The sequence below is a fragment of the Mycolicibacterium cosmeticum genome, from assembly GCF_000613185.1.
Taxonomy (GTDB): domain Bacteria; phylum Actinomycetota; class Actinomycetes; order Mycobacteriales; family Mycobacteriaceae; genus Mycobacterium; species Mycobacterium cosmeticum.
Genome location: NZ_CCBB010000004.1, coordinates 1 through 19708, shown reverse-complemented (window position 1 = coordinate 19708; position 19708 = coordinate 1). Strand labels below are relative to the sequence as shown.

The 19708-nt window shown below is 64.8% G+C and carries 23 protein-coding genes and 1 pseudogene; 15 read left to right on the top strand and 9 right to left on the bottom strand.

From position 1 onward, the window contains the following. Positions 1-343 precede the first annotated feature (343 nt). Positions 344-517: a hypothetical protein gene (locus BN977_RS33035; protein ID WP_165576399.1), complete on the top strand. Its 174-nt coding sequence runs from the start codon at positions 344-346 to the stop codon at positions 515-517. A gap of 619 nt (positions 518-1136) precedes the next feature. On the opposite strand, the gene BN977_RS31185 is transcribed toward BN977_RS33035, so the two are convergent. Together BN977_RS31185 and BN977_RS31180 are read right to left on the bottom strand one after the other, a co-directional pair. Continuing rightward, the gene (locus BN977_RS31185; protein ID WP_036405145.1) at positions 1137-1892 is read right to left on the bottom strand and encodes a YfbU family protein; all 756 of its coding nucleotides are present in this window, start codon (positions 1890-1892) and stop codon (positions 1137-1139) included. 110 nt (positions 1893-2002) lie between these two features. Beyond that, positions 2003-2659, bottom strand: a complete 657-nt coding sequence (locus BN977_RS31180; protein ID WP_036405143.1) for a TetR/AcrR family transcriptional regulator — start codon at positions 2657-2659, stop codon at positions 2003-2005. Positions 2660-2815: 156 nt separating this feature from the next. Here BN977_RS31180 and BN977_RS31175 point away from each other — a divergent pair, with 156 nt between their 5' ends. The 4 genes from BN977_RS31175 to BN977_RS31160 all read left to right on the top strand — a co-directional run bounded on the left by BN977_RS31175 (position 2816) and on the right by BN977_RS31160 (position 7618). Beyond that, positions 2816-3265, top strand: coding sequence for a PaaI family thioesterase (locus BN977_RS31175; protein ID WP_051562215.1), 450 nt, complete (start codon positions 2816-2818; stop codon positions 3263-3265). After that, on the top strand, positions 3262-3936 hold the full coding sequence (locus BN977_RS31170; protein WP_036405137.1) for a TetR/AcrR family transcriptional regulator: 675 nt from the start codon (positions 3262-3264) through the stop codon (positions 3934-3936). The genes BN977_RS31175 and BN977_RS31170 overlap by 4 nt, the downstream gene beginning before the upstream one ends. 76 nt (positions 3937-4012) lie before the next feature. Further along, positions 4013-4438, top strand: a complete 426-nt coding sequence (locus BN977_RS31165) for a DUF6188 family protein (protein ID WP_036405135.1) — start codon at positions 4013-4015, stop codon at positions 4436-4438. 93 nt (positions 4439-4531) lie between these two features. After that, on the top strand, positions 4532-7618 hold the full coding sequence (locus BN977_RS31160; protein ID WP_036405133.1) for an MMPL/RND family transporter: 3087 nt from the start codon (positions 4532-4534) through the stop codon (positions 7616-7618). A gap of 74 nt (positions 7619-7692) precedes the next feature. Here BN977_RS31160 and BN977_RS33715 read toward each other — a convergent pair. Beyond that, positions 7693-7755 (bottom strand): annotated as a pseudogene (locus BN977_RS33715) (hypothetical protein); the annotation flags it as partial. 262 nt (positions 7756-8017) lie between these two features. Between BN977_RS33715 and BN977_RS31155 the strand changes: the two are divergent. Then, positions 8018-8314 (top strand): Rv3488 family transcriptional regulator, encoded by a 297-nt coding sequence (locus tag BN977_RS31155; RefSeq protein WP_036405164.1) that lies wholly within the window; start codon positions 8018-8020, stop codon positions 8312-8314. 36 nt (positions 8315-8350) lie between these two features. Here BN977_RS31155 and BN977_RS31150 read toward each other — a convergent pair whose 3' ends face one another. Beyond that, positions 8351-9628, bottom strand: coding sequence for an APC family permease (locus tag BN977_RS31150; RefSeq protein ID WP_036405131.1), 1278 nt, complete (start codon positions 9626-9628; stop codon positions 8351-8353). 247 nt (positions 9629-9875) lie between these two features. Between BN977_RS31150 and BN977_RS31145 the strand changes: the two genes are divergently transcribed. Next, entirely contained in the window at positions 9876-10445 is a 570-nt protein-coding gene (locus BN977_RS31145; protein WP_036405129.1) for a recombinase family protein, read from the top strand. 247 nt (positions 10446-10692) lie between these two features. Here the strand turns inward: BN977_RS31145 and BN977_RS31140 are convergent, their stop codons facing one another. Further along, positions 10693-10896, bottom strand: coding sequence for a hypothetical protein (locus BN977_RS31140; RefSeq protein ID WP_036405127.1), 204 nt, complete (start codon positions 10894-10896; stop codon positions 10693-10695). Between the two features lie 121 nt (positions 10897-11017). Here BN977_RS31140 and BN977_RS31135 point away from each other — a divergent pair, with 121 nt between their 5' ends. Beyond that, positions 11018-11374 carry a helix-turn-helix domain-containing protein gene (locus BN977_RS31135; RefSeq protein ID WP_036405125.1) on the top strand — a complete coding sequence of 119 codons (357 nt, stop codon included), beginning with the start codon at positions 11018-11020 and terminating at the stop codon, positions 11372-11374. Further along, entirely contained in the window at positions 11367-12248 is an 882-nt protein-coding gene (locus tag BN977_RS31130) for an ImmA/IrrE family metallo-endopeptidase (RefSeq protein ID WP_036405122.1), read from the top strand. Before BN977_RS31135 ends, BN977_RS31130 begins: the two co-directional genes overlap by 8 nt. A gap of 144 nt (positions 12249-12392) precedes the next feature. Here the strand turns inward: BN977_RS31130 and BN977_RS32155 are convergent, their stop codons facing one another. The 3 genes from BN977_RS32155 to BN977_RS31120 form a co-directional block, all read right to left on the bottom strand. Continuing rightward, a complete protein-coding gene (locus BN977_RS32155; RefSeq protein WP_084172795.1) occupies positions 12393-13163 on the bottom strand; it encodes a hypothetical protein in 771 nt (256 codons plus the stop codon). A 205-nt stretch (positions 13164-13368) separates the two neighbouring features. Continuing rightward, positions 13369-13575 (bottom strand): hypothetical protein, encoded by a 207-nt coding sequence (locus BN977_RS31125; protein WP_234709739.1) that lies wholly within the window; start codon positions 13573-13575, stop codon positions 13369-13371. 13 nt (positions 13576-13588) lie between these two features. Then, a complete protein-coding gene (locus tag BN977_RS31120) occupies positions 13589-14164 on the bottom strand; it encodes a nucleotide-binding protein (RefSeq protein ID WP_036405117.1) in 576 nt (191 codons plus the stop codon). Between the two features lie 413 nt (positions 14165-14577). Between BN977_RS31120 and BN977_RS31115 the strand changes: the two genes are divergently transcribed. Then, on the top strand, positions 14578-14781 hold the full coding sequence (locus BN977_RS31115) for a hypothetical protein (protein WP_036405114.1): 204 nt from the start codon (positions 14578-14580) through the stop codon (positions 14779-14781). A 197-nt stretch (positions 14782-14978) separates the two neighbouring features. Here BN977_RS31115 and BN977_RS31635 read toward each other — a convergent pair whose 3' ends face one another. Beyond that, positions 14979-15479 carry a helix-turn-helix domain-containing protein gene (locus BN977_RS31635; RefSeq protein WP_051562213.1) on the bottom strand — a complete coding sequence of 167 codons (501 nt, stop codon included), beginning with the start codon at positions 15477-15479 and terminating at the stop codon, positions 14979-14981. 75 nt (positions 15480-15554) lie between these two features. Here BN977_RS31635 and BN977_RS31105 point away from each other — a divergent pair, with 75 nt between their 5' ends. The 5 genes from BN977_RS31105 to mobF form a co-directional block, all read left to right on the top strand. Then, positions 15555-15953: a WhiB family transcriptional regulator gene (locus BN977_RS31105; protein WP_036405111.1), complete on the top strand. Its 399-nt coding sequence runs from the start codon at positions 15555-15557 to the stop codon at positions 15951-15953. A gap of 84 nt (positions 15954-16037) precedes the next feature. Beyond that, positions 16038-16235, top strand: a complete 198-nt coding sequence (locus BN977_RS31100; protein WP_036405108.1) for a ribbon-helix-helix protein, CopG family — start codon at positions 16038-16040, stop codon at positions 16233-16235. A 266-nt stretch (positions 16236-16501) separates the two neighbouring features. Further along, entirely contained in the window at positions 16502-17728 is a 1227-nt protein-coding gene (locus BN977_RS32150) for a rep protein (protein ID WP_234709738.1), read from the top strand. After that, positions 17725-18333: a hypothetical protein gene (locus BN977_RS31095; protein ID WP_036405105.1), complete on the top strand. Its 609-nt coding sequence runs from the start codon at positions 17725-17727 to the stop codon at positions 18331-18333. Before BN977_RS32150 ends, BN977_RS31095 begins: the two co-directional genes overlap by 4 nt. A 446-nt stretch (positions 18334-18779) precedes the next feature. Further along, the coding region (gene mobF / locus BN977_RS31090; protein ID WP_456093699.1) for a MobF family relaxase at positions 18780-19708 on the top strand (929 nt) is incomplete at its 3' end.

The window sequence follows — 19708 nt, the reverse complement described above, 5'->3', positions numbered from 1 at the left end:
CGGTTGAGGCCAGCACATTCCCCAGCTTTTTCTGTCACCCCGCTTTGGCCTCGATACCGGTAGACTTGCCGCACAATCGCAGTAGCACGACTGTGTCCACATCCGGTCGCTACCCTCGAAAACCTTCTCTCCCGCCCTGTTAGCGGGCTCACCGAGCAACTGCGCACACAGCCAGTTCCGTAGGTTGTTCAGCCATCGAAATGTACTGCTGGACTGATCTTTTCATGGGTTCACCCATGAAAAGGCGCGCTTAGTGCGCGTCGAAGCCGGGTCTTCCCGGCTTTTTTTGTGCCCGGCCCCTGGTCGGGCACTTTCTGTTGGTACACCTCGCAAGGAGGTCAATATGGTCGTCTCGGGCGCGTGGAATCTGGTCTGGATTCTGCCTGTGCTGGTGATGGTCTACCAAGCGGTGTTCTGCCGGCGCGATGAGCCGTCAGAACGCATCGTGGCCATCCTCGGTGGGCTCGCCGGGATCGTGGGCGCCGCCGCGGCTGCGCTTCGCGAGTGGCTTCGGTAGCCCCTGAAATGAGCGTCCTTTCCGCCGGGAGAAAGCTGCCGATGCCGCCGTAGCCTCCTGTGCGCGGACGGCCCCGTCAGCGGCTTCACGCGCACACCACGCTGGCTTTCGCCTCGCAGTCGTCGAATCTCGATTTCGACGCGCGAGGCTTTTTCATGCCCAGACACGGCCAGGGGCCACTCCTGCGCGGTCACATAGGCCGTCACGCGGCGGACCAGTGACCAGTTGCGGGCGGCCTACTGCAGCACTCGACGGACCCATGTACCGGTCGGGGCATCAAGGCAGCGACCGGACCCGGGCTCGCCCGACACCAGACGACGCCAGTGCTGCGCCGGATGTGGCTGGGAGCTGAGGACCGGCCAGCTCGACTGTGAGTCCTGGTCGAAAAGGACGTCGTCAGCCTGAATTGCTTCGATGAGCACCCACTGAGCGCTGATTTGGTTTCTCATGCCGTGAAGGGTAGTTCGACGCCGAATACTCTGCTGCACAGCTTTTTGGCGGCCTCGCGCTGCCTGAGTGGGGCACGGGATTTCAGACCCAACCGGGCCGCTTGCGGGCCGGGCGGGAGCCGTCTTGTGTCTTTTGCCCCAGGCCGGGAGAGCCAGGCCCCCCTCGAAGGCTAGCCGCGGCGCGACGGGTGGCGAGCGTCTGCAATCTGCTGCAGCTCGTCGAGGGACAGCAGGTAGTCCTCTCGGTGGAATCCGCGGTCGCGGCTGGCCTTGATGCGGCGGTGTTCGGCAACCATGCGTATGTAGGTGTCGAGCATGAGGGCGTGGGAGTTCCCTTCGTCGTTGCTCTTCCACTGTTCGTGCAGTTCAGCCCACCGGCCGTCGCTCATGAGGAACTCGACGTAGCGGGCCATGTGGTTTTCGAGTCCGTCGTTGCCGTCGAAGCCCTTAAATTCCAGCTCGTACTTGAGGTCCTCGTCGACGGTGGTCCCGTCTTTCTCCAGCCGCCGGATGCTGAAGGTGATGATGCGGAACATGTCGAGGATGTCCAGGACGCGGCCGCAGTCACGCTTCGACAGCTCGGGGTTGAACCCGGCGACTTCGCGCCAGTACTCCCCGGTGTAGCCCGCCTCGATCACCCGCGCCCGCCCCAGCTGATAGTCGGCGTCTCCGTCCACGTCGTCGTTGTCCTCGGGCAGCACGCGCGCGAGGATGCGGTGAAGCAGGGAGAGCACCTGCCGATCGGCAATCCGCATCGTCTCCGGCGCCGGTAGGTCGCCGTGGTCCTCTTTGGACTCATACCCAGGGACGAGCGCGGCCATGAGCAGATCGCGGACGTACTCGCTGACGGTGACACCCTCCGCGTCGGCCATGTCCTTGAGTTCATCGCGGACCTGATCATCGACTCGGATATTCAAGACGGCCATACCGCTCTCCTTAACGTAGTGACGTATGACGAATGTGAATTAGTGTCATACAGCATTACGTGGATGACAAGGGTGCACTGGCTCGGTCGGCGATGTCGCTCGGGGTCCGTTCAGACGACTTCGCGATCTGCGGGGGTGGCGGCTCTGCGGTGGGTTGCAAGGAAGTCGTCGATGAGGGTTGTGCAGTCCTCGCGCGTGATGGTGCGCAGACCGGTCATGCGTGCGAATGCGAGGGGTCCGACGAGTTGGCAGATCGCGAGGTCGCGGTCAATGTTGCCGAGTTCGGCGTGAGCTTTCGAGCTGGTGAGGATGGCGTCGAACGGTTGACGGTACTGGTCAACGACGCGGGCCCGCAGCGCCCCGGATGCGTGACTGTTCTCGGCCTCGTCTTTGGCGCCGGTCGGCCCGAGTGACAGCCATGCCAAGGTGGTGACGTGCAGCGGGGCGTCGTTGAACAGGGCGGCTTGGCGGCTGAGCAACTCGATCAGTTGATCGCGTAGGGAACCGCTGATCGGCGCTGGTGTGCTTACCTGCGGCAGTAGCCGCTCGAATGTGGCAGCCAGCAGATGCGACGAGCTCTGAAAATGCCGATACAGCGTGGTGCGGGCCACCTTGGATGCTTTGGTGACGGCATCGATGGTGACGGCCTCGACCCCTCCGGTGCTCAACAGTGTTGCCGCAGCATCCAATAGTCGATTCCGTGACCGGATCCGCCGCGGATCGATGTCGTCATCATCGGGCAGGGAGGGCTGATTGCTGTCGCTCACGGGTCACCTCGGCGGTCGATTTCGACGATGTCGCACCGGGAAGCCTAGCAGTTGTGGTACTACCAGTATCGCAGCGAAACTAAAGGTATCTGGAGTGTGCTTGTGTCAGATTGTGCGGCGCCGTCGGAACGGCTGCCCTCACACACCCCGACCTGCATGGGGTGTGGCCCGGACAATCCGCACGGCCTGCACGTGGAGGTCTACCGCAGTGCGGATTCGGTGTATGCCGATGTCACATTCGACGAGCGCCACATCGGAGCCCCCGGCCTGGCGCACGGTGGGGCCGTCGCCGCCGCCTGCGATGACGTGCTGGGCTTCACGCTATGGATCGCCGGCACGCCTGCGGTGACGCGCAGTCTGACGGTGGAGTATCTGCAACCAGTGCCGCTGCACCGGCCCCACCGGATCACCGCGCACATCAGCGCCCGCGAGGGCCGGGCGTTGCACGTCGCGGCGACCGGCACCTGCGAAGGGGCCACCCGGTTCACCGCGACGGCCGTATTCATCGTGGTTGATACCGCACATTTCGCCGCCCACGGCGATATCAGCGGTTTCGGGGAGATCCTCGAGCAGTTCTCGCGCCGCGGCGGCGATCACACACCATGACCGTCACCAGCGCCCGAGCGAGCGACACGCACACCGGGCTCGTCGAGGAGCATTTGGTTGGCGATCAGGTTCACGCAGCCGGGGTGCCACGTTCGCGCGTCTCGGCCCGTCGTCGCGAGGCCATCATGGATGCCGCCTTGGCTATAGCTGCCACCGGCGGGTACGACGCGGTGCACATGCGATTGGTCGCCGAGCGCGTCGGCATGGCCGTGGGCACGCTGTACCGCTATTTCCCAGCCAAAACACATCTGCTGGTCGCGGCGCTGAATCGCGAATTTCAGCGTCTCGACGTCGCCGGCAACTGGACAACCGGTGCCGGCACACCGCGGCAGCGATTGGAGCGACTGACCACCCACCTGCACGACCGGTGGCAGCGCGAGCCGCTGCTGACCGACGCCATGACTAGGGCCTTCGCCGTGGCCGACACCCGCGCCGCCGCGGAACTCGATTCTGCCGCTGCGACGATCCACACGCTGCTGGCCAGCACCCTCAGCGCGGGCGAGCCGACACCGGCACATCTGGTTGTCGCCGGCATCATCTCCGACATCTGGTTGGCCAACCTGCTCGCCTTCATCAGCGGGCGGGTGTCCGCGGAGGAGACCCGTGACCGCATCGACCGGGCCGTTCATCGGCTACTCGACAGCGCCGCCGCGCACTCCGAGGAACCGTAACGATACTTCTAGTATCGCAGCGATACCTGCCGCACCCTTAAGGGTGCGACTCAATGGTGCGTCGAAGGAGAAGGCCATGTACACCCAATGGATCGAAGATTGTGTCGTGCAACGGGTTTCGGTGCGCGACGGCTTGGTGCTCGACCTGGACGACTACAATGAGGTCGTCATCTCGCGTCCCCTGCGGCTCACTCTGCCCGCAGCAGATCGCTTTCCCGCGGAGGCGGTCCTCATCAATCCCTTGCAGATCTCGGTGTACGAGCGCCCGCTGCTGAACCTGGCCGGCGCAGTGTGCACCCAGGCCTGGTCGGGTGACGACGGGGGGTTGCACCTGAGCTTCTCCCGTGGTCACCGCATCGACGTTGATCCCGACGAGCAGTTCACCGCGTGGGAGCTGTACGGCAAGCGGCACGGCTACATGGCCTGTCTACCGCACGGGCGTGTCCGCGTGGTCCGGCACGACATCCCCGAAAGCGACGACGCCAACATCGTGAACCGATAAGCCACCGCTGGCCGCAGACCCCGTCGACTATCCGATTTACGCTACATCATGTAGCGTAGCGATACCGATAGTATCGTAGATCTAGGGGGTTCGGTGACCAACCGCACGACAGGGTCTTCGGTAACACCGGCCCGCGCTGCCCGGCGCGAGACTCCCGCCGATCCCGCATCCAGCCGCGAATACAGTGCTCGGCTCGCAGCGTTGGGACGATTCACTGTGCGGCACAAAGCCTTGACCATCGGTGTGTGGATCGGCGCCGCGATCGTTTTGGCGCTGCTGTTCCCGCAGCTGGAAACGGTGGTGCGCCAGCAGTCGGTGGATTTGATTCCGCGCGACGCCCCGTCGCTGCAAACGGTGGAGCGGATGAGCACCGCCTTCAACGAGCAGGGGTCGAAAACCATGCTGTTCGTGGCCATGGAAGACCCAGCCGGGCTGACCCCGGCGACCCAACAGCGCTACGACCGCCTTCTGGAACGACTGCGCGCTGACAGTCAGCACGTCCTGCTGGTGCAGGATCTGCTGGCCGATCCGGTCACCAGAACCCAGGCCGTCAGCGCCGACGGCACATCCTGGTATCTGCCGGTGGGAGTGGCCGGCACGCTGGGTGACCCCACTGCTGCGGAGTCGGTCAAGGCGGTGCGTGACATCACTGCAGAAGTGTTCGCCGGTTCGTCCACGACCGCGCAGGTGACCGGGCCGCCGGCGACGTTCAGTGACATGATCGCCGCCGCCGAGCATGATCTGCTGTTGATCTCGATCGCCACCGCCGCCATGATCGCGCTGATCCTGCTGATCGTCTACCGGTCGGTGTTCACCGCGCTGCTGCCGCTGCTGGTCATCGGGCTGAGCTTGGCCGTCGGGCGCGGCGTCCTGTCCGCGCTGGGCGAGATGGGTATGCCGGTCTCGCAATTCACCGTCGCGTTCATGACCGCGATCCTGCTCGGCGCCGGCACTGACTACACCGTGTTCCTGATCAGCCGCTACCACGAGCAGCGCCGCGCCCAGGTGCCGGCCGAGCAGGCCATCATCCACGCCACCGCCAGCATCGGCCGCGTCATCCTGGCCTCCGCCGCCACCGTGGCCCTGGCGTTCCTGGCCATGGTGTTCGCCCGCTTGAGCGTGTTCGCCGCCCTAGGCCCGGCGTGCGCCATCGCGGTCCTGTTCGGTTTCCTGGCCACCGTCACCCTGCTACCGCCCGTGCTGGCATTGGCAGCTAAACGCGGTATCGGTGAACCCAAATCCGATCGCACCCGCCGCTACTGGAACAGCGTCGCCGTAGCGGTGGTGCGCCGCCCGGTGCCACTGCTGATCGTCAGCCTCGTCATCCTGCTCGCGCTGTCCGCGGTGGCCGCAACCATCAAAATCAGCTACGACGACCGCAAAGGCCAACCCGCCACCACCGCCAGCAACCAGGGCTACCAACTGTTGGACCGCCACTTCCGCAAAGACGTCGTCATCACCGAATTCCTCGTCGTCGAGAACCCCACCGATATGCGCACCGGCAAGGGACTGGCCGACCTGGACGAAATGGCCTCCCGCGTCTCCCAGGTTCCCGGTGTCACCAAAGTCTCCGGAGTCACCCGCCCCACCGGGGAGCGCCTCGATCAAGCGCAACTGGCCTGGCAGAACGGTCAGATCGGCGACAAGATGGCCGGCGCGGTCGCCGACGGCAACGCCCGCCGCGACGACCTCACCAAACTCACCGACGGCGCCGATCAACTCGCCGGCGGACTGGCCCAACTCGACACCACCGTGCGCACCGCCCTGACCCCCCTGGCGGGCATCCTCACGCAAGCCCAATCCGCCGGCACGCAGGTCAACAAGTTCCGTCCACTGCTGCGACAACTCTCAGCAACGGCCCCTGCAGTCGATCAGGCCATCCAATCCGGCCCCGGCCTACGTCCCCTGGCCGACCAAGCACAACACGCCATCACCACCTTGGACCCGCTCGTGGGTGCCCTCAACACCTCGCCGTGGTGTGCCACCACACCCCAATGCGCCCAGATCCGCGACCAAGTACAGATCCTGATCACCCTGCGCAACAACGGCTTCTTCACCCAGATCGCCGACCTCGGCGACCGCTACAACCCCGCCAGCAATGCCACCGTCGCCGGCACCCTCACCACCGTCCAAAACGCCGTCACCTCATTGGACAAGGCTTTCGGGGCGCTGGGGAACCCCGCTGACCTGGCTGGCAACCTGCGCCGCCTCCAAGACGGGATCGGCCAACTCGCCTCCGGTGCCCAAGCGTTGGCCACCGGTGTGCGCACCCTGGCTGACAGCAACATCGAAATGCTCTCCGGCATGAGCCAGATCGCCACCCAACTCCAGAACTCTGCACGCGCCGCCCAGGACTCCGACTCGGCAAGCGGTTTCTACCTGCCCGCCAACGCCTTCGAGAACCGCCAATTCACCGACGTCGCCAAACAATTCCTCTCCCCAGACGGCAAAACAGCACGGTTCATGATCGAAACCAGCTACGACCCCTACAGCGCCGAGGCCATGGACCTCGCCCACCGGATCACCACCACCGCCAATACCGCACGCCCCAACACCTCACTAACTGAGGCCACCGTCTCCGTCGCCGGCTTCCCCGCCGTCAACTCCGACATCCAACGATTCCTCTGGGCAGACTTCGCCCAACTGGCCCTGGCCACCACCGTCATCGTCGGCCTCATCCTGGTGCTGCTACTACGAGCACTCCTGGCACCGATCTACCTACTGGGCACCGTCCTGCTCAACTACCTCGCCTCCATCGGATTCGGCGTCCTGATCTTCCAATGGATACTCGGACACGAAATCGCTTGGCCCGTACCTCTATTGGCGTTCATCATCCTCGTCGCCGTCGGCGCCGACTACAACATGCTGCTCGTCTCCCGACTACGCGAAGAATCCGGACCCAGCATCCGCGTCGGAGTGCTGCGCACCGTCGCCAAAACCGGCGCCGTCATCACCTCCGCCGGGCTCATCTTCGCCGCCAGCATGTTCGGCCTCATGGTCGGCTCCGTGGCCATCATGATCCAAGCCGGCCTCATCATCGGCTTCGGACTCCTGCTCGACACCTTCCTCGTACGCACCCTCACCGTGCCCGCCATCGCCACACTCCTCCGCGAAGCAAGCTGGTGGCCACAACGTGCGCCAACAAACCAACCCCCGCCAGCAGTAACCTCCCCCAGATAAACAGGTCTGCGAAACCCGGCGTCCGGTTCGGTGCGTCCCGCGGCGGTCAACACGGTCACCTCGCCCTTACCGCGCTTGGCCAGCTCCACGGTGCGGGCGATCGGATCGGCGAACACCGGCGCGCCGGGTACCCACACGCCCTGGCCCAGCAGGACCGCTCCGGCCCGCCGCAGCTCCCGCCACACCGCCACCCGATGTCGGGTCGGGTCGTCGCCTGACTCGACGAAGTACGCCCGGCTAGCTCTGGTCGAAGCCGCTCAGATGCTGCCACCGTGATCTACGTGCTCGTCGGTCGGTGGGACCTCCTCGGCCGCTCGCCGTCACCCCTCGGAGCTGCCGAGCAGCGGTAACATCGAATGCCGATATCGGGTTCGTCACTGCGATGAAGGGCGTGAGGTGGTGCGGGAGTTTCAGCGCGGCGCCGTGCGGCTGCACATTCTGCATCACGCCGCCCTGGAGGAGATCCACGGAGCCTGGCTCACCGAGGAGCTCGCGCGCCACGGCTACGACATCAGTCCCGGCACCCTGTATCCGACGCTGCATCGGCTGGAAGCTGACGGGCTGTTGATCTCGGAGCAGCGCGTTGTACAGGGCCGCACCCGGCGGGTGTATCGCGCCACCGAGGCCGGCCAGCACGCACTCGACGAGGATCGAAAAGCGTTGGCGGAGTTAGCGCGTGAGGTTCTCGGCGAGTAATAGCCCGGCTTTGCGGCAGTGATCTTGCTGTGCCATTCATCGTGCTGCGGCACGACCGGCGCGGGTGCGGCGCAAACCGTAGAGCAGAGCACCGATGGCGATGACCACCACCCCGGCTATAACCGACGTAAGCGGCAGCGCGAATGCGAGTACTGCGCACCCGGCCACCCCAATCACCGGCACAATCCGCTGTGGACGGCCTTGTGCGGGGGTTAACGTCCACGCTGAGGCGTTGGCAATCGCGTAGTACAGCAGCACGCCGAACGACGAAAAGCCTATTGCGCCACGCACATCGGCGGTGGTGGCAACGACAATCACCACCGCAGCCACCGCCAGTTCGGCGCGGTGCGGAGTCTTAAACCGTGGGTGCACCGCTGCCAAGGCATTGGGCAGGTGACGATCGCGGGCCATCGCCAAAGTCGTGCGAGACACCCCCAGCACCAGGGCCAGCAGCGACCCCAACGCGGCGACCGCCGCACCGATCTGAACCACAGGGACCAGCCATCCCGCACCGGCAGCGCGGACCGTATCGGCCAGGGGGGCACTTGCGGAGCCCAGCCGATCAGCGCCCAGCACCGCCAGCGCCGCGACCGCCACCACGGTGTAGACGACCAGGGTGATTCCCAGCGCCAGCGGGATCGCCCGAGGAATGGTGCGAGCCGGGTCGCGGACCTCCTCGCCCAGTGTGGCGATTCGGGCGTAGCCGGCGAAGGCGAAGAACAACAGCCCACCCGCCTGCAACACCCCACCCACCGTGATGTCCGTGCCGATCTCCAGACGGCCGGTGTCCGCCTGCCCGGAGGACAGGCTGACGACGACCACCAACGCCAACACAGCTAGGACAATGGCCACGATCACCCGGGTCAGCAGCGCCGACTTCTGCACACCGCGATAGTTCACCGCCGTTAACGCGACCACCGCGGCGGCCGCGACCGCGTTCGCGTACGCGGGCCAGACGTAGGCGCCGACGGTCAATGCCATCGCCGCACACGAGGCGGTCTTACCGACCACAAACGACCAGCCCGCCAGATACCCCCAGAACGCGCCCAACCGTTCGCGCCCGTATACATACGTACCGCCCGACTGCGGATATTGAGCAGCCAACCGCGCCGAGGATGTCGCGTTGCAGTAGGCCACCACCGCAGCCACCGCCAAGCCCACAAGCAGCCCCGACCCCGCCGCCGCGGCGGCGGGCCCCAGCGCTGCGAAGATGCCAGCACCGATCATCGACCCCAGGCCGATCACTACCGCATCAGAAACGCTCAGCCGACGCTGCAGGCCCGGCTGCTCACCCGGTGACTGAGTCCTCATCATTGCCCTCTTCGTCCGCGTGGGTCCACCGACAGCCGTAACGGTATCCGATATCGGTAAACGTTACCGACCCGAACCCGGCCAACCAGAAGACCTGAGTTGTGCGCGCTCGTCTCACATCTAGAGAAACGAGACAGCATGAGGGGGCCACTCCCCCCTTGGCATCACTCCAGGTGGCGCAGTCTCATATCCCGTCTCACACCGCGTGTCTCAGATCCTCGATGTCGGAGGTTGATGAGACGGTGAGGGTGTGACGGCGATCCTTGGGTACGCGCGGGTGAGCACGCTGGGTCAGGACCTCGATGTACAGCTCGCGGCGCTGGCCGCTGAGGGCGTCGAGTCCGGCCATGTGTTCACCGACAAGCTGTCCGGTGCGGTGAACGTGGGGAGGCCGGGCTTGGCGGCGCTGCTGCACTACGCGCGCGAAGGTGACACGGTGGTGGTCACGGCCATCGATCGGTTGGGCCGATCGGTCGCTGAAGTCACCCGGACCATTGCGGATCTGGGTGAGCGTCGAATTCTGGTGCGCGCCTTACGCGAAGGGGTGGATACCGGCACGCCCACCGGTCGGGCGGTGGCCGCCATCATGGCGACCTTGGCTGAACTCGAATTGGAACTCGGCCGCGAGCGACGAGCCGCCTCACGTGAGTCTCGGCGTGCCCGTCAACTGCCGGCCACGAAGCCGGCGAAGCTGACCGCGGAGCGCCAGAAGCAGTTGCGTAGGTTGGCGGCGACCGGTGAGCCCGTTCCCGAGCTTGCGAAGGCGTTCGGCATTAGTCGCGCCACGGCCTACCGGTATCTATCGCAGCTGGAGGTCTAGATGCGCCAGCCAATCATATTGTTGGAGTCAGATTTTCATCGTCTTGCCGCAGTTGCCGCAGCGGATGAGTCCGTGCTTGGTGACCCGGACGTTCACGAAGGTGAATTGGCAGTACGGGCAGGTGATGGTGGGGACGGACACGGCCATGGTGGCCTCACTTTCCTTGAAGGTTCTGCGTGGTGGAGAGCAATCCGAGCGGCGGGGCGGTACATCGAGGACCGGAGATCCCCGCCGCTCGGAGAAGCGGTCAGCCGCGTTCGGTGACCGTGGTGTTGGGGTGCCGTGCAGCGGTGGAGGCCTTCACGAACTTGCCGGTGATGGCGCTGCGGTGATGGGTCCCACTGCTGTGGTTGGCGCCCCGTTCGGTGACCGTGGTCCTGGGGTTGCGCGCCGCGGTGGACGCCTTGACGTAGCGACCGGTGGCCGCGCTGCGGTGATGTCCCTTGGCCATTGACGATGTCCTTTCTCGTGCGTCCGGCCCGTGGAGTGGAGCCGAACACTTTGGTAAATGCCTTTCTACTTTAGTGTATCAGATGTTTCTACTATCGTGTAAAGCCGCCTACGATGGTGCTATGACCACCGACAACGCTTCCCTCGGCCCCACCCTGCGCGAGCTTCGCGAGTTCTCGGGGAAGACGTTGAAAGCCGTGGCCGAGCCGTCCGGGATCAGTACCGCCTACCTGCAGAAACTCGAACGCGGCGAGGTCAAGAGCCCATCGCCGAAGGTGCTCTACGGTCTGGCCGAAACGCTGGGCGCGGACTATCTCGAACTGATGCGTCGCGCCGGATACGTCGTGCCAGGTGGCACGACGCACGGCAACACCCTGGCCCACGCGCTGAGTTCCGAGGGACTCACCGCGGAGGAGGCGGAAGCCCTCACCACGTACCTCCAGCTCTTACGACACAAGCAGCGGCAGCGAAATGCTTGAGGACCTTGACAGCGCCCAGGACATCGAGCAACGCACTCACGCGCTGCTCAAGGCCGCTGATGCCTACGGCCGGTACCCCACGCCGGTGGACGACATCGTGTCGGCGCGCGGCCTTCTGGAGGCCGATGACTTCACCCTCGACGAAGGGGTGCTCGCCACGATGCCCAAGGCGGTGCGCGATCTCGTTCGCCGCGGATTCCGGGGCCTGCGCGGCGCGCTGGACCGTCGTGAGCGCACAGTTCACGTCAGCGAGCTGGTCACCCACGAGGTACGCAAGAACTTCGTCAAACTCCATGAAGTCACCCACGACCTGCTGCCCTGGCAGCAGCAGCTCGTCCACACCGACAACGAAGAGACGTTAAGTCCTTCAACCAACCGACTCTTCGAGCAGGAAGCCAATCAGGGTGCCGCTGAGCTGCTGTTTCAGCGACATGGATTCACCAACGACGCCAGAAGCTTGGAGATCGGCGTCGCCAGCGTGACCCACCTCGCCCAACGCTACGGATCGTCTCTTCGGGCGGCGTTTCGGCGCTACGCCGAAACGCACCAGGACGCCGTCCATGTCCTGTGCCTGAGCAAGATGCCCAACAGCGACGGCAGCTACGACCGTCAGGAAACACCTCGCTCCCCGAAGTGGGTGGAGCGCTTCGGAAACACGCGATACCCGCGACGCCTGCACCCCTCGGCCTACCCCTTCCTGGCGGCGATCGAGCACGGGCTCGGTGAGGTGCCCATGGTTGATCTGGCGGGCGTTCGGGTCAACGTCCGAGTGGAGACGATGAACACCGGCTACGCGGAGATCATGATGCTCTGGGTCAAGTCCGAGCGCCGGCGTCTCCTGCGTCCTATCCGTGTTCGACTGGCTCACGAATGAGCGGCAGGGTTTAAAAACGTAATGACGTATATACGTCATTACGTTTTGCGAACACGTGCTAGCTCGGAACGTCAGCTCGGCGGGCGCCCTGGCCAGTCCAAACGTATAAACGTAATTACGTTATGACGTAAAGCCGCCTATACGTCATGGTGCACCGGCGGCCGGCCGCTGCGCCAACACTGTGTGTACCTTGCTTCGTCCCGCGACCCAATCTCGCAGGTTGTGGCTAATTGAGTTCAACAGCGGTAGTAGAACCCGGTCGTGCTGATGACGGACATCGACGTAGAGCAGCGAGTCCATGTGTGACACCCGGTTTCTCAGTTTCCGCAAATCGCGAACCTTATTGCCGGTGCCGTACCCGCGCGGGTCGCGCTGTACGTGCGGAAATCCCCCCTGCAGACAGTTACGCCACAGGTCTCGCCGAGCTTGGAGGTTCACCTGGTTTTGCACGGGGTGGCCATTAGGGTCCAACCACGCCGCGTTGAACTTCTCCGGCAGTAGGTTCGCCCAGGTACCGAACATAACGTGCGCAACCAGATCGTCGTGAGTGATCGCACCGCCGTGACGGGGATGGTTGGCCGGCCGAGCCCGGCGGGACTGGTCAGCCGCCTTGTAGAGGTTATGGCGAGTCGTGCTGAACACGTTCGGTCCCGACAGGTACGGAATCCCGGCAACATGATTGATCCATTCAGGCGAACCCACATGCTGCTGCGACCACGTGCACAGCTGCACGTCGATGGCATGCCGCACTGCTACCTCGGCGATTCCCAACGGGTCCTGCAGAGCTGCGGCGACCTCAATGTTCCACTCATATAGCGCCAAAGCATCAGCGTCTTGACCGCCAGAAAGCGACCGATAATGCGCCAGCCGTGAGGGGTGCAGGCTCTTGAAGATCTCCGCAGGATTCACCGACACAACTGGTTACTGTGCCAGACAAACAAGGAAGCCCCCCTCGGAGAGGGAGGCTTCTTCACGAACAGCCGGACGAGCCGACCGCATCTGCTGACGACCATACACAATAGTGGAACACCTGTAAAGCACTATCCACAATAGTGGAACGCCAATGAAGCACTCTGATGCTTCCGACATGCCGTTAAGACGTAACAACGTAAAGACGTCATTACGTCTTTACGTTGTCGGCAAGCCACCGATCAGCTAATTCAGTGAGAATCTTGCTCATGCTGGTGTCGCCGTCGAGGGCGGCTTGCTTGAGGCCGCGAACAGTGGAACGAGGCAGGTAGACCGTGGCCCGCTGCATGTCATCTGCCGGCGACCGGAACGCTTCGGCCGCCCGCTTGGCGGGCTCTGTCTTCACCCGCGCGGCCATTTTCGAAGTCAAGTCAGACATGAACCAATGCCCCCATCAGCTCGTCGAACACGTCGTCATAGCCGTACAGGTGGTTTGGTGTAGACCCGAACGCCCGGCGGATGCCCTCTCGGCGAACAATCCGCGTTTCGATCACCGGCACGCCCTCCTCCTCCAGGAGGGTCTTCACTTCGTCAGCTAGTCGGGTCCGCAGATCGACGCCGGTCAGTAGCACCGCCGTGGGGCGGTGCGCGGTGATCTCCAAAGTTGGCCATACCCGGCGGACATCCAGCGGTGAGGCCCCTGTGGGTACCACGACCAAATCGGCCAGCTCGATCGCTTCCTGAATAACCTGCGCCGTACCCGGGGGAGTGTCCACGATCGTCAACTCCTGGTGGCCACTGACGTCCAGGGGGCGGCGTGCCGGCACCACCGGAAACGGCAGCGGGTCATCCTGGGCGGCCGCCGCCCATTCCAGCGCCGAGCCCTGCGGGTCGGCATCAATAAGTACGACATCGCGACCGCGGCGCTGGGCAGCGGTCGCGAGATATACCGCCGACGTCGTCTTCGCGACGCCGCCCTTGGTATGGACCAAAGAAACCGTAGGCATTCCCAAACCTTACGTCACAGCGCAATGACGCACATACGTCAACACGCTATTACGTCTTTACGTCTTCCGACGTAAGACGGCATTTTTCAGACCGTTACCGAACCGTGACCACCTGGCTTGTCGGCAAATCGGGTCGAAACAAGGCATTAGAGGTCGTGAATACCGCACCCAGCATCCTCGCGACCCGCCGCTGCACCTGCACCCCGCCGGCATATACCTCCCGATGAGTGCCAGAGAACTACCTGCCGCACCGCGCGACGGAAAACAGCTCTCGCCCCGGTACTTCACTCGACGAGAAAGGTCCGGCCAGTGCAGTGGAAAACAGCGCACTTCCGCCCAGAAGAAGAGAGCGGAGCTCAACCACCCCGCTCCGGGAGCCGCTTTCCCGACCAACCAGAGAAAGAGCACCAACCATGAGCGGAACTGACCTGGCCGTGTGCATCGCTGCCATCCTCGGAGTTGTGGCCATCGTCGTGAGCGTCTGCGTTCTCGCTGATCGCATCCACGCCCGCAACCCGGAATCCAAGCTCACCATGGGAGATACCGGACGCGTCATCAGCGCCGTCCTCGGCGTCGTCATCCAAGCCGCCATCGCGATCCTCACCAAACGACCGTGACGCGATGACTCGCCGGCTACCCGGTGCCCGTGCGTGGACCCCACCCTTCCTCGCCGCAAATTGTGGTGATCGGGGTGGTGGTGGCTGTCAAGGCCGAGGCCGCTTCGCGGTCGACCACGGTCGAGCCTTGACAGCCACCACCACCCCGCACAAACGCCGGCCACTACGAGGAAGGGGCGGCTCTGGGTGTCTCAGGATCAGCGAGACGGAGTCGAAAGCTGGTCCAGCAGGGCTATCAGGGCACCGAGCTTGTCGCGCTGGGCGGCCTCTAGGCGTGGCTCCAGCTCGAAAAAGCCTTCCTTGACCTCACGAATCAGGCGGTGGACGTCGGCAGTCCACTCGGCGGTCTCAATCTCACTCGGCGCGCCGATAATCACCACCCGAGCCGCTGACAGTGCCCGGTCGACCAGCAGATAGAAACCGGGGCCGATCGCCGTGGTGGTGACGGGCTCCAGCACGGTGGCGTCCTGGCCGGCCAGGACCTCATCGACACTGCCGGCCGACCACTGCAAGGTCCGTTCCAAAGATCGGCGCAACCGGGGGCTCAGACGACCCGCCCGGTTGTTTTCGATCGCGCGAAGGGTCGGTGTCGAGGGACCACCGCGATCGGCCAGTTGCTCCTGGGTCAACCCCAGGGCGATGCGCCGCTCGCGCACAGCCTCGCCCAGCTTTTCCCACGACATGATGGCCACCATCATCCATCGCGGTCATACGTTCCGGCACCGCCCCATGCGGCCCAGTAATTATCGATAATTATCGGTTATATTGGATTCATGCCCCCTCGCATCCGCCCCGTTACGCGGCAGTCCGAGCCCGTCCGCCTGTACCGCACCGATCAGCCCACCCCTTGCACCGATAGCTCCCGCGATGGTGACCGGTGGTTCTCGCCGTTCAAAGACCGCATCCACGCCGTGAGGGCCTGCCAGGCCTGCCCATTCATCGGCCGCTGCGGGTACAACGCCGTGGCGGCGCGCGAGGAATACGGGGTATGGGGCGGCCTGTCACTTCCCGGGGATCGGTCAACCCCTGAGCTGCTAGAGCATGCCTATCGGCATTTGCTCGCACAGTTCGAGCGCCGGCACATCACCGAACTCGGCGAATCTGCCCTCCCCGCAATGCCCGACCCCTATGCGCGCCGACGCCAGGCATCGGCGAACCACACGGCCGCCTGATTCCAGTCTCACGCGTCACGGCAGTCCCAAACGAACCGCGTGTCGGTACCAGGTACAAGGCGACTTCCGCGTAAGGATCAGACCATGGCCCAACCGCATAAAGGTCCGCGCGAGCAGATCAAGGTTCGCGCGGATGCATCTGTCTACGCCCGGCTCCGCGAAATGGCCGCCGAACGCGGCACCAGCGTCAGCCAGCTCTCCGCAGACCTGCTCGCTATTGCGGTGGGTCGACCCGAGGCTGTCCGCGAACTCGATAAGGAGGTTCTGCCGCTGGCGATGTAGACACACGCCCGCCTGTAGGCGGGCAAATGTGACATTTCCATAAGCGGTGCAGATCCAAACCTGAACATGACAAAGGCCCCGCCGTAGCGAGGCCCTGTCTGGGTTTGAACCGAGTTACCAGCTCGGTTCCGGGTCCGCACCCGTTGCCCCGAAAGGGACGTGTCTTGCTGGACTCGTCTCACGGTAGCGCACGGCTGCGCGGTGTTCCAGAAATGGCGCGCAATCAGTGCGCAAATCGTGACCTCCTCAGCACCCGATCAGCTCGGGTGAGTAGTGCATGGCCGGCGCCGTTGGGCGGTGCCATTGCACCCACACCGCGTGCCGTCCGCGCGCTGGCCAACGAGCGCCGGCGCGGCTGGGTGGAGCGTGCCGGCGCGTGTGCGCCGCGGGCGCCGATGTGGACCAGCCGTCAAGGGTGGCTCGAGGGACTCCAGAACTGGGCTCAGTCGCCGGCCCTGGGCCGGCTGTGTGCGGCCGAGCGGGTGTCGATCACCGCGGTCACGCTGCTGTCGATCGCGGCGGTAATGGCCGAGCACGCCGATCACGCCACCGGCCGCCACGTCGCCGTTACCCGCGCCACCATCGCCTCCCGGGTGGGTTGTGACGTGCGCACCGTGACGGCCGCCTGGCGAGTCCTACGGCTCTCCCAATGGGCCGTCGAGGCTCAACGCGGTCACGGCTCTCCGGGCACCCCTAGCATCGGCCGGCGACCCTCGGTGTACCACCTGGTGCCCCGCCGCGAACCTCGCCCGGTGAACCGGCCTGTTGTGCATGATTTCCACCTACCGCCGTCAGGCGGTCTTAGTCTTTCCCCTCCCGTAGGGAGTAACTCACCAAGCGAGCGCGCAAGCGCGCCCGCCAACAAAATCTCTGATCCGAAAAACCGACCAGCGCACCGGCGGCGCATCACCCCCCGGCCACTTGCCGTCCAACGCCTCGCTGCGGCCCTCGTTGCCGGCACCCACGGCCTCAACCGCGTCCACATCGGCACCATCTGCGATGCCCTCACCACCGCCGGCATCGACCCCACGGTCTGGACTGCCCGAGCCATCACCGAAGCGCTCAACGCCGACATGCGTACCCGCGGATGGACCTGGCCCGACGACATCGCCAACCCCGGTGCGTTCCTGTCGAGTCGGTTGCGACGGCTGTCCTGGGCACCTCCGCAGCTTCCGACAGAGTCCGGCGGCTACGCCGCCGCCAGCATCGACCAGACGCCGCGCTCGGAGCCGCTCACCGACGCCGCGCGTGCCCGGATTACCGCCGCTCAAGAAGAGATCCGCCGCGTGCTTCGCGGTCGCGCTAAACGGACCGCCGCTGAGCCTCACCGGCGCACGCCCAGCACACGTTCTGCGACGGCCGTGCGGCCTATCGTTCGGCCCATGACGGCGTCCACGGCCACCGACCCGGAGAAGGCTGCTTCGCAGTCGGCTGTGGTGCGCCACGGGTGGCGTACGGAGTTCGTCCGCCCGACCGCTGATAGGCACCGATGAGCAGCCCTGAGATTCGGCAGCTTGTGGCCCAGGCGTACATCGACTACGACCTGCTGCCGTCAACCTGGCCACCCCGCCAACAGCGCGCGTTCCTGGCCGCCGAAGCGACCCGGCTCAGCCGCCAGGTGGCCGAGCTGGCCGCCGACCTCAGCGAGCACGCCATCGGAGACTGGACTGCCCGCACCGGGGACCATCCCGACATGCTGACGAGAGTGGGGCTGGTCAACACCGCGGCGATGCAGGCCAAGGAGATCGTGCTGACGCGGGAACTGTACGACCTGATCCCGCCGACACCGGAGGACCTCGACGACGCTCCTTGGGTGCCACCCGATCGCAGCGAGCTGGCCTGGGATCGGCGCTGGACGCATACCCAGTACCGGACCGACCCGACCGCCGAGCATGAGCACCTTGTGACGGTAGTGTGGCCGTCCCCGGACTACTCGGCCGTGTTCCGGATCAAGGCCGGTTATCTGATCGCCGCCCGCGCCGAAGACCGGCTGCCGCTGCCCCGCAATCGCGACGACCCGTTGGCCGCCGAGCTGGCGCAGATGGTGTACGCGGATCTACGCGCAGACGGCCTCCCCGCCGGCCCCACACCGGTGTGATCCGAACCCGCCCGCAGCGGTACCGCTTCAGCGGCCGCCGCCGCGCCGTCCACGCCTCGGCGCGGCGGTCCGATGAGAACGCGTTAACCGCGCCCGAACGCGGGCCGCAGTCGCCGGTCGAGTCGCGGAAAAGTGAGCCGAAATTTTCGGCGCTGAATCATCGCTCTCACCAACACCTCTCACCGAACATCCCCCATCTCTCCTGCCGCCCAACAGCTTTACCGATCTTTACCGCTTCTTACCGATTTACCGCTCTTTACCACTTTTTACCGCATTCCCCACCCCACATCCGCTGTCCCTCACAGCAATTCACTACAAACTACCGACTACAGGCATGGCACATTAGCACAAGGGGTGCAAGCATGGGTGGGAGCGAACCTTCGGCCCGCTCCCACCCCACCGCTGGGGCTGGTTATCCCGCCGACCAACGCAACGAGGTGCCACCGGTGCTCACCATTTCGCCCCCGATGAAGCGGGGCTCGGTGCGCTACTACAACAACACAGCCAAGGCCGCTGGGGCTGCCATGGCGGACCGCCAAAAGGCCGGCGGTGGGTTGGGTGAGTACTACACCGAAGGCGACACCCGCGCGCCGCGATGGATCGCTGTCGGCGACCGCGAAAAGCTCTCGGAACTGACCGGGTTGAGCACCGGTCAGCTGGCCGGTGGCGAGGCCGACATGGCCACCGTGGAGCGCTGGCTGGACGACGGAATCGCCCCCAATGGAGCCACCGGTCGGGCCTACAGCAAGAACTCCGTACACGGCTTCGATCTGGTGTTCGGGGCGCCGAAAAGTGTGTCGTTGCTGCGGGCGTTATCCACCGATGACGTGCTCATCAAAGCGCTCACCGAGGCCCACAACACTGCCGTGGACGCCGCCATGGAGTACCTCAATAACCACGTCGGCTACACCCGGGTCCACAACTCGGTCACGGGCCAAAAGGACCTCGTTCGGCTGCCCGGTTTGGTGGCCGCGGCCTACCAACACGAGACCTCCCGCGCCGGTGATCCGCACCTGCACACCCATGTTCTGCTGTTCAACAAACAAGCCCGCTTCGATGGCGAAATGGTGTCCTTCGACAGCAAGTCGTTGCACGACGAATCGCGCGCCGCCGGCATGGTGTACCAAGCCACACTGCGTTACGAAGCGCACCGACTGGCTGCCATCGAATGGGGCGATATCGACCCCTACAGCGGCCTGGGCGATGTCGCGGGCGTGCCCAGAGACCTGATCGATGAGGCGTCACAACGCTCCTCTGCCTTGCACGAATGGGCTGAGGCCAACCTGATCGCCAACGACGCTGACACACTGTCGGCCGCGCAGCTCTCGGCAGCCCAAAAGGCCACGCGGCCGGCTAAACCCGAACACAAACCCTG

Excerpts from the sequence above, each read along its gene's own strand:
- BN977_RS31175 (WP_051562215.1), top strand. The coding sequence starts at position 2,816 with ATGGGGTGTGGCCCGGACAATCCGCACGGCCTGCACGTGGAGGTCTAC.
- BN977_RS31150 (WP_036405131.1), bottom strand. The coding sequence starts at position 9,628 with ATGATGAGGACTCAGTCACCGGGTGAGCAGCCGGGCCTGCAGCGTCGG.
- BN977_RS31165 (WP_036405135.1), top strand. The coding sequence starts at position 4,013 with ATGTACACCCAATGGATCGAAGATTGTGTCGTGCAACGGGTTTCGGTG.
- BN977_RS31635 (WP_051562213.1), bottom strand. The coding sequence starts at position 15,479 with ATGATGGTGGCCATCATGTCGTGGGAAAAGCTGGGCGAGGCTGTGCGC.
- BN977_RS33035 (WP_165576399.1), top strand. The coding sequence starts at position 344 with ATGGTCGTCTCGGGCGCGTGGAATCTGGTCTGGATTCTGCCTGTGCTG.
- BN977_RS31095 (WP_036405105.1), top strand. The coding sequence starts at position 17,725 with ATGAGCAGCCCTGAGATTCGGCAGCTTGTGGCCCAGGCGTACATCGAC.
- BN977_RS31100 (WP_036405108.1), top strand. The coding sequence starts at position 16,038 with ATGGCCCAACCGCATAAAGGTCCGCGCGAGCAGATCAAGGTTCGCGCG.
- BN977_RS31105 (WP_036405111.1), top strand. The coding sequence starts at position 15,555 with ATGCCCCCTCGCATCCGCCCCGTTACGCGGCAGTCCGAGCCCGTCCGC.
- BN977_RS31115 (WP_036405114.1), top strand. The coding sequence starts at position 14,578 with ATGAGCGGAACTGACCTGGCCGTGTGCATCGCTGCCATCCTCGGAGTT.
- BN977_RS31125 (WP_234709739.1), bottom strand. The coding sequence starts at position 13,575 with ATGGCCGCGCGGGTGAAGACAGAGCCCGCCAAGCGGGCGGCCGAAGCG.
- BN977_RS31135 (WP_036405125.1), top strand. The coding sequence starts at position 11,018 with ATGACCACCGACAACGCTTCCCTCGGCCCCACCCTGCGCGAGCTTCGC.
- BN977_RS31185 (WP_036405145.1), bottom strand. The coding sequence starts at position 1,892 with ATGGCCGTCTTGAATATCCGAGTCGATGATCAGGTCCGCGATGAACTC.
- BN977_RS31120 (WP_036405117.1), bottom strand. The coding sequence starts at position 14,164 with ATGCCTACGGTTTCTTTGGTCCATACCAAGGGCGGCGTCGCGAAGACG.
- BN977_RS31130 (WP_036405122.1), top strand. The coding sequence starts at position 11,367 with ATGCTTGAGGACCTTGACAGCGCCCAGGACATCGAGCAACGCACTCAC.
- BN977_RS31170 (WP_036405137.1), top strand. The coding sequence starts at position 3,262 with ATGACCGTCACCAGCGCCCGAGCGAGCGACACGCACACCGGGCTCGTC.
- BN977_RS31140 (WP_036405127.1), bottom strand. The coding sequence starts at position 10,896 with ATGGCCAAGGGACATCACCGCAGCGCGGCCACCGGTCGCTACGTCAAG.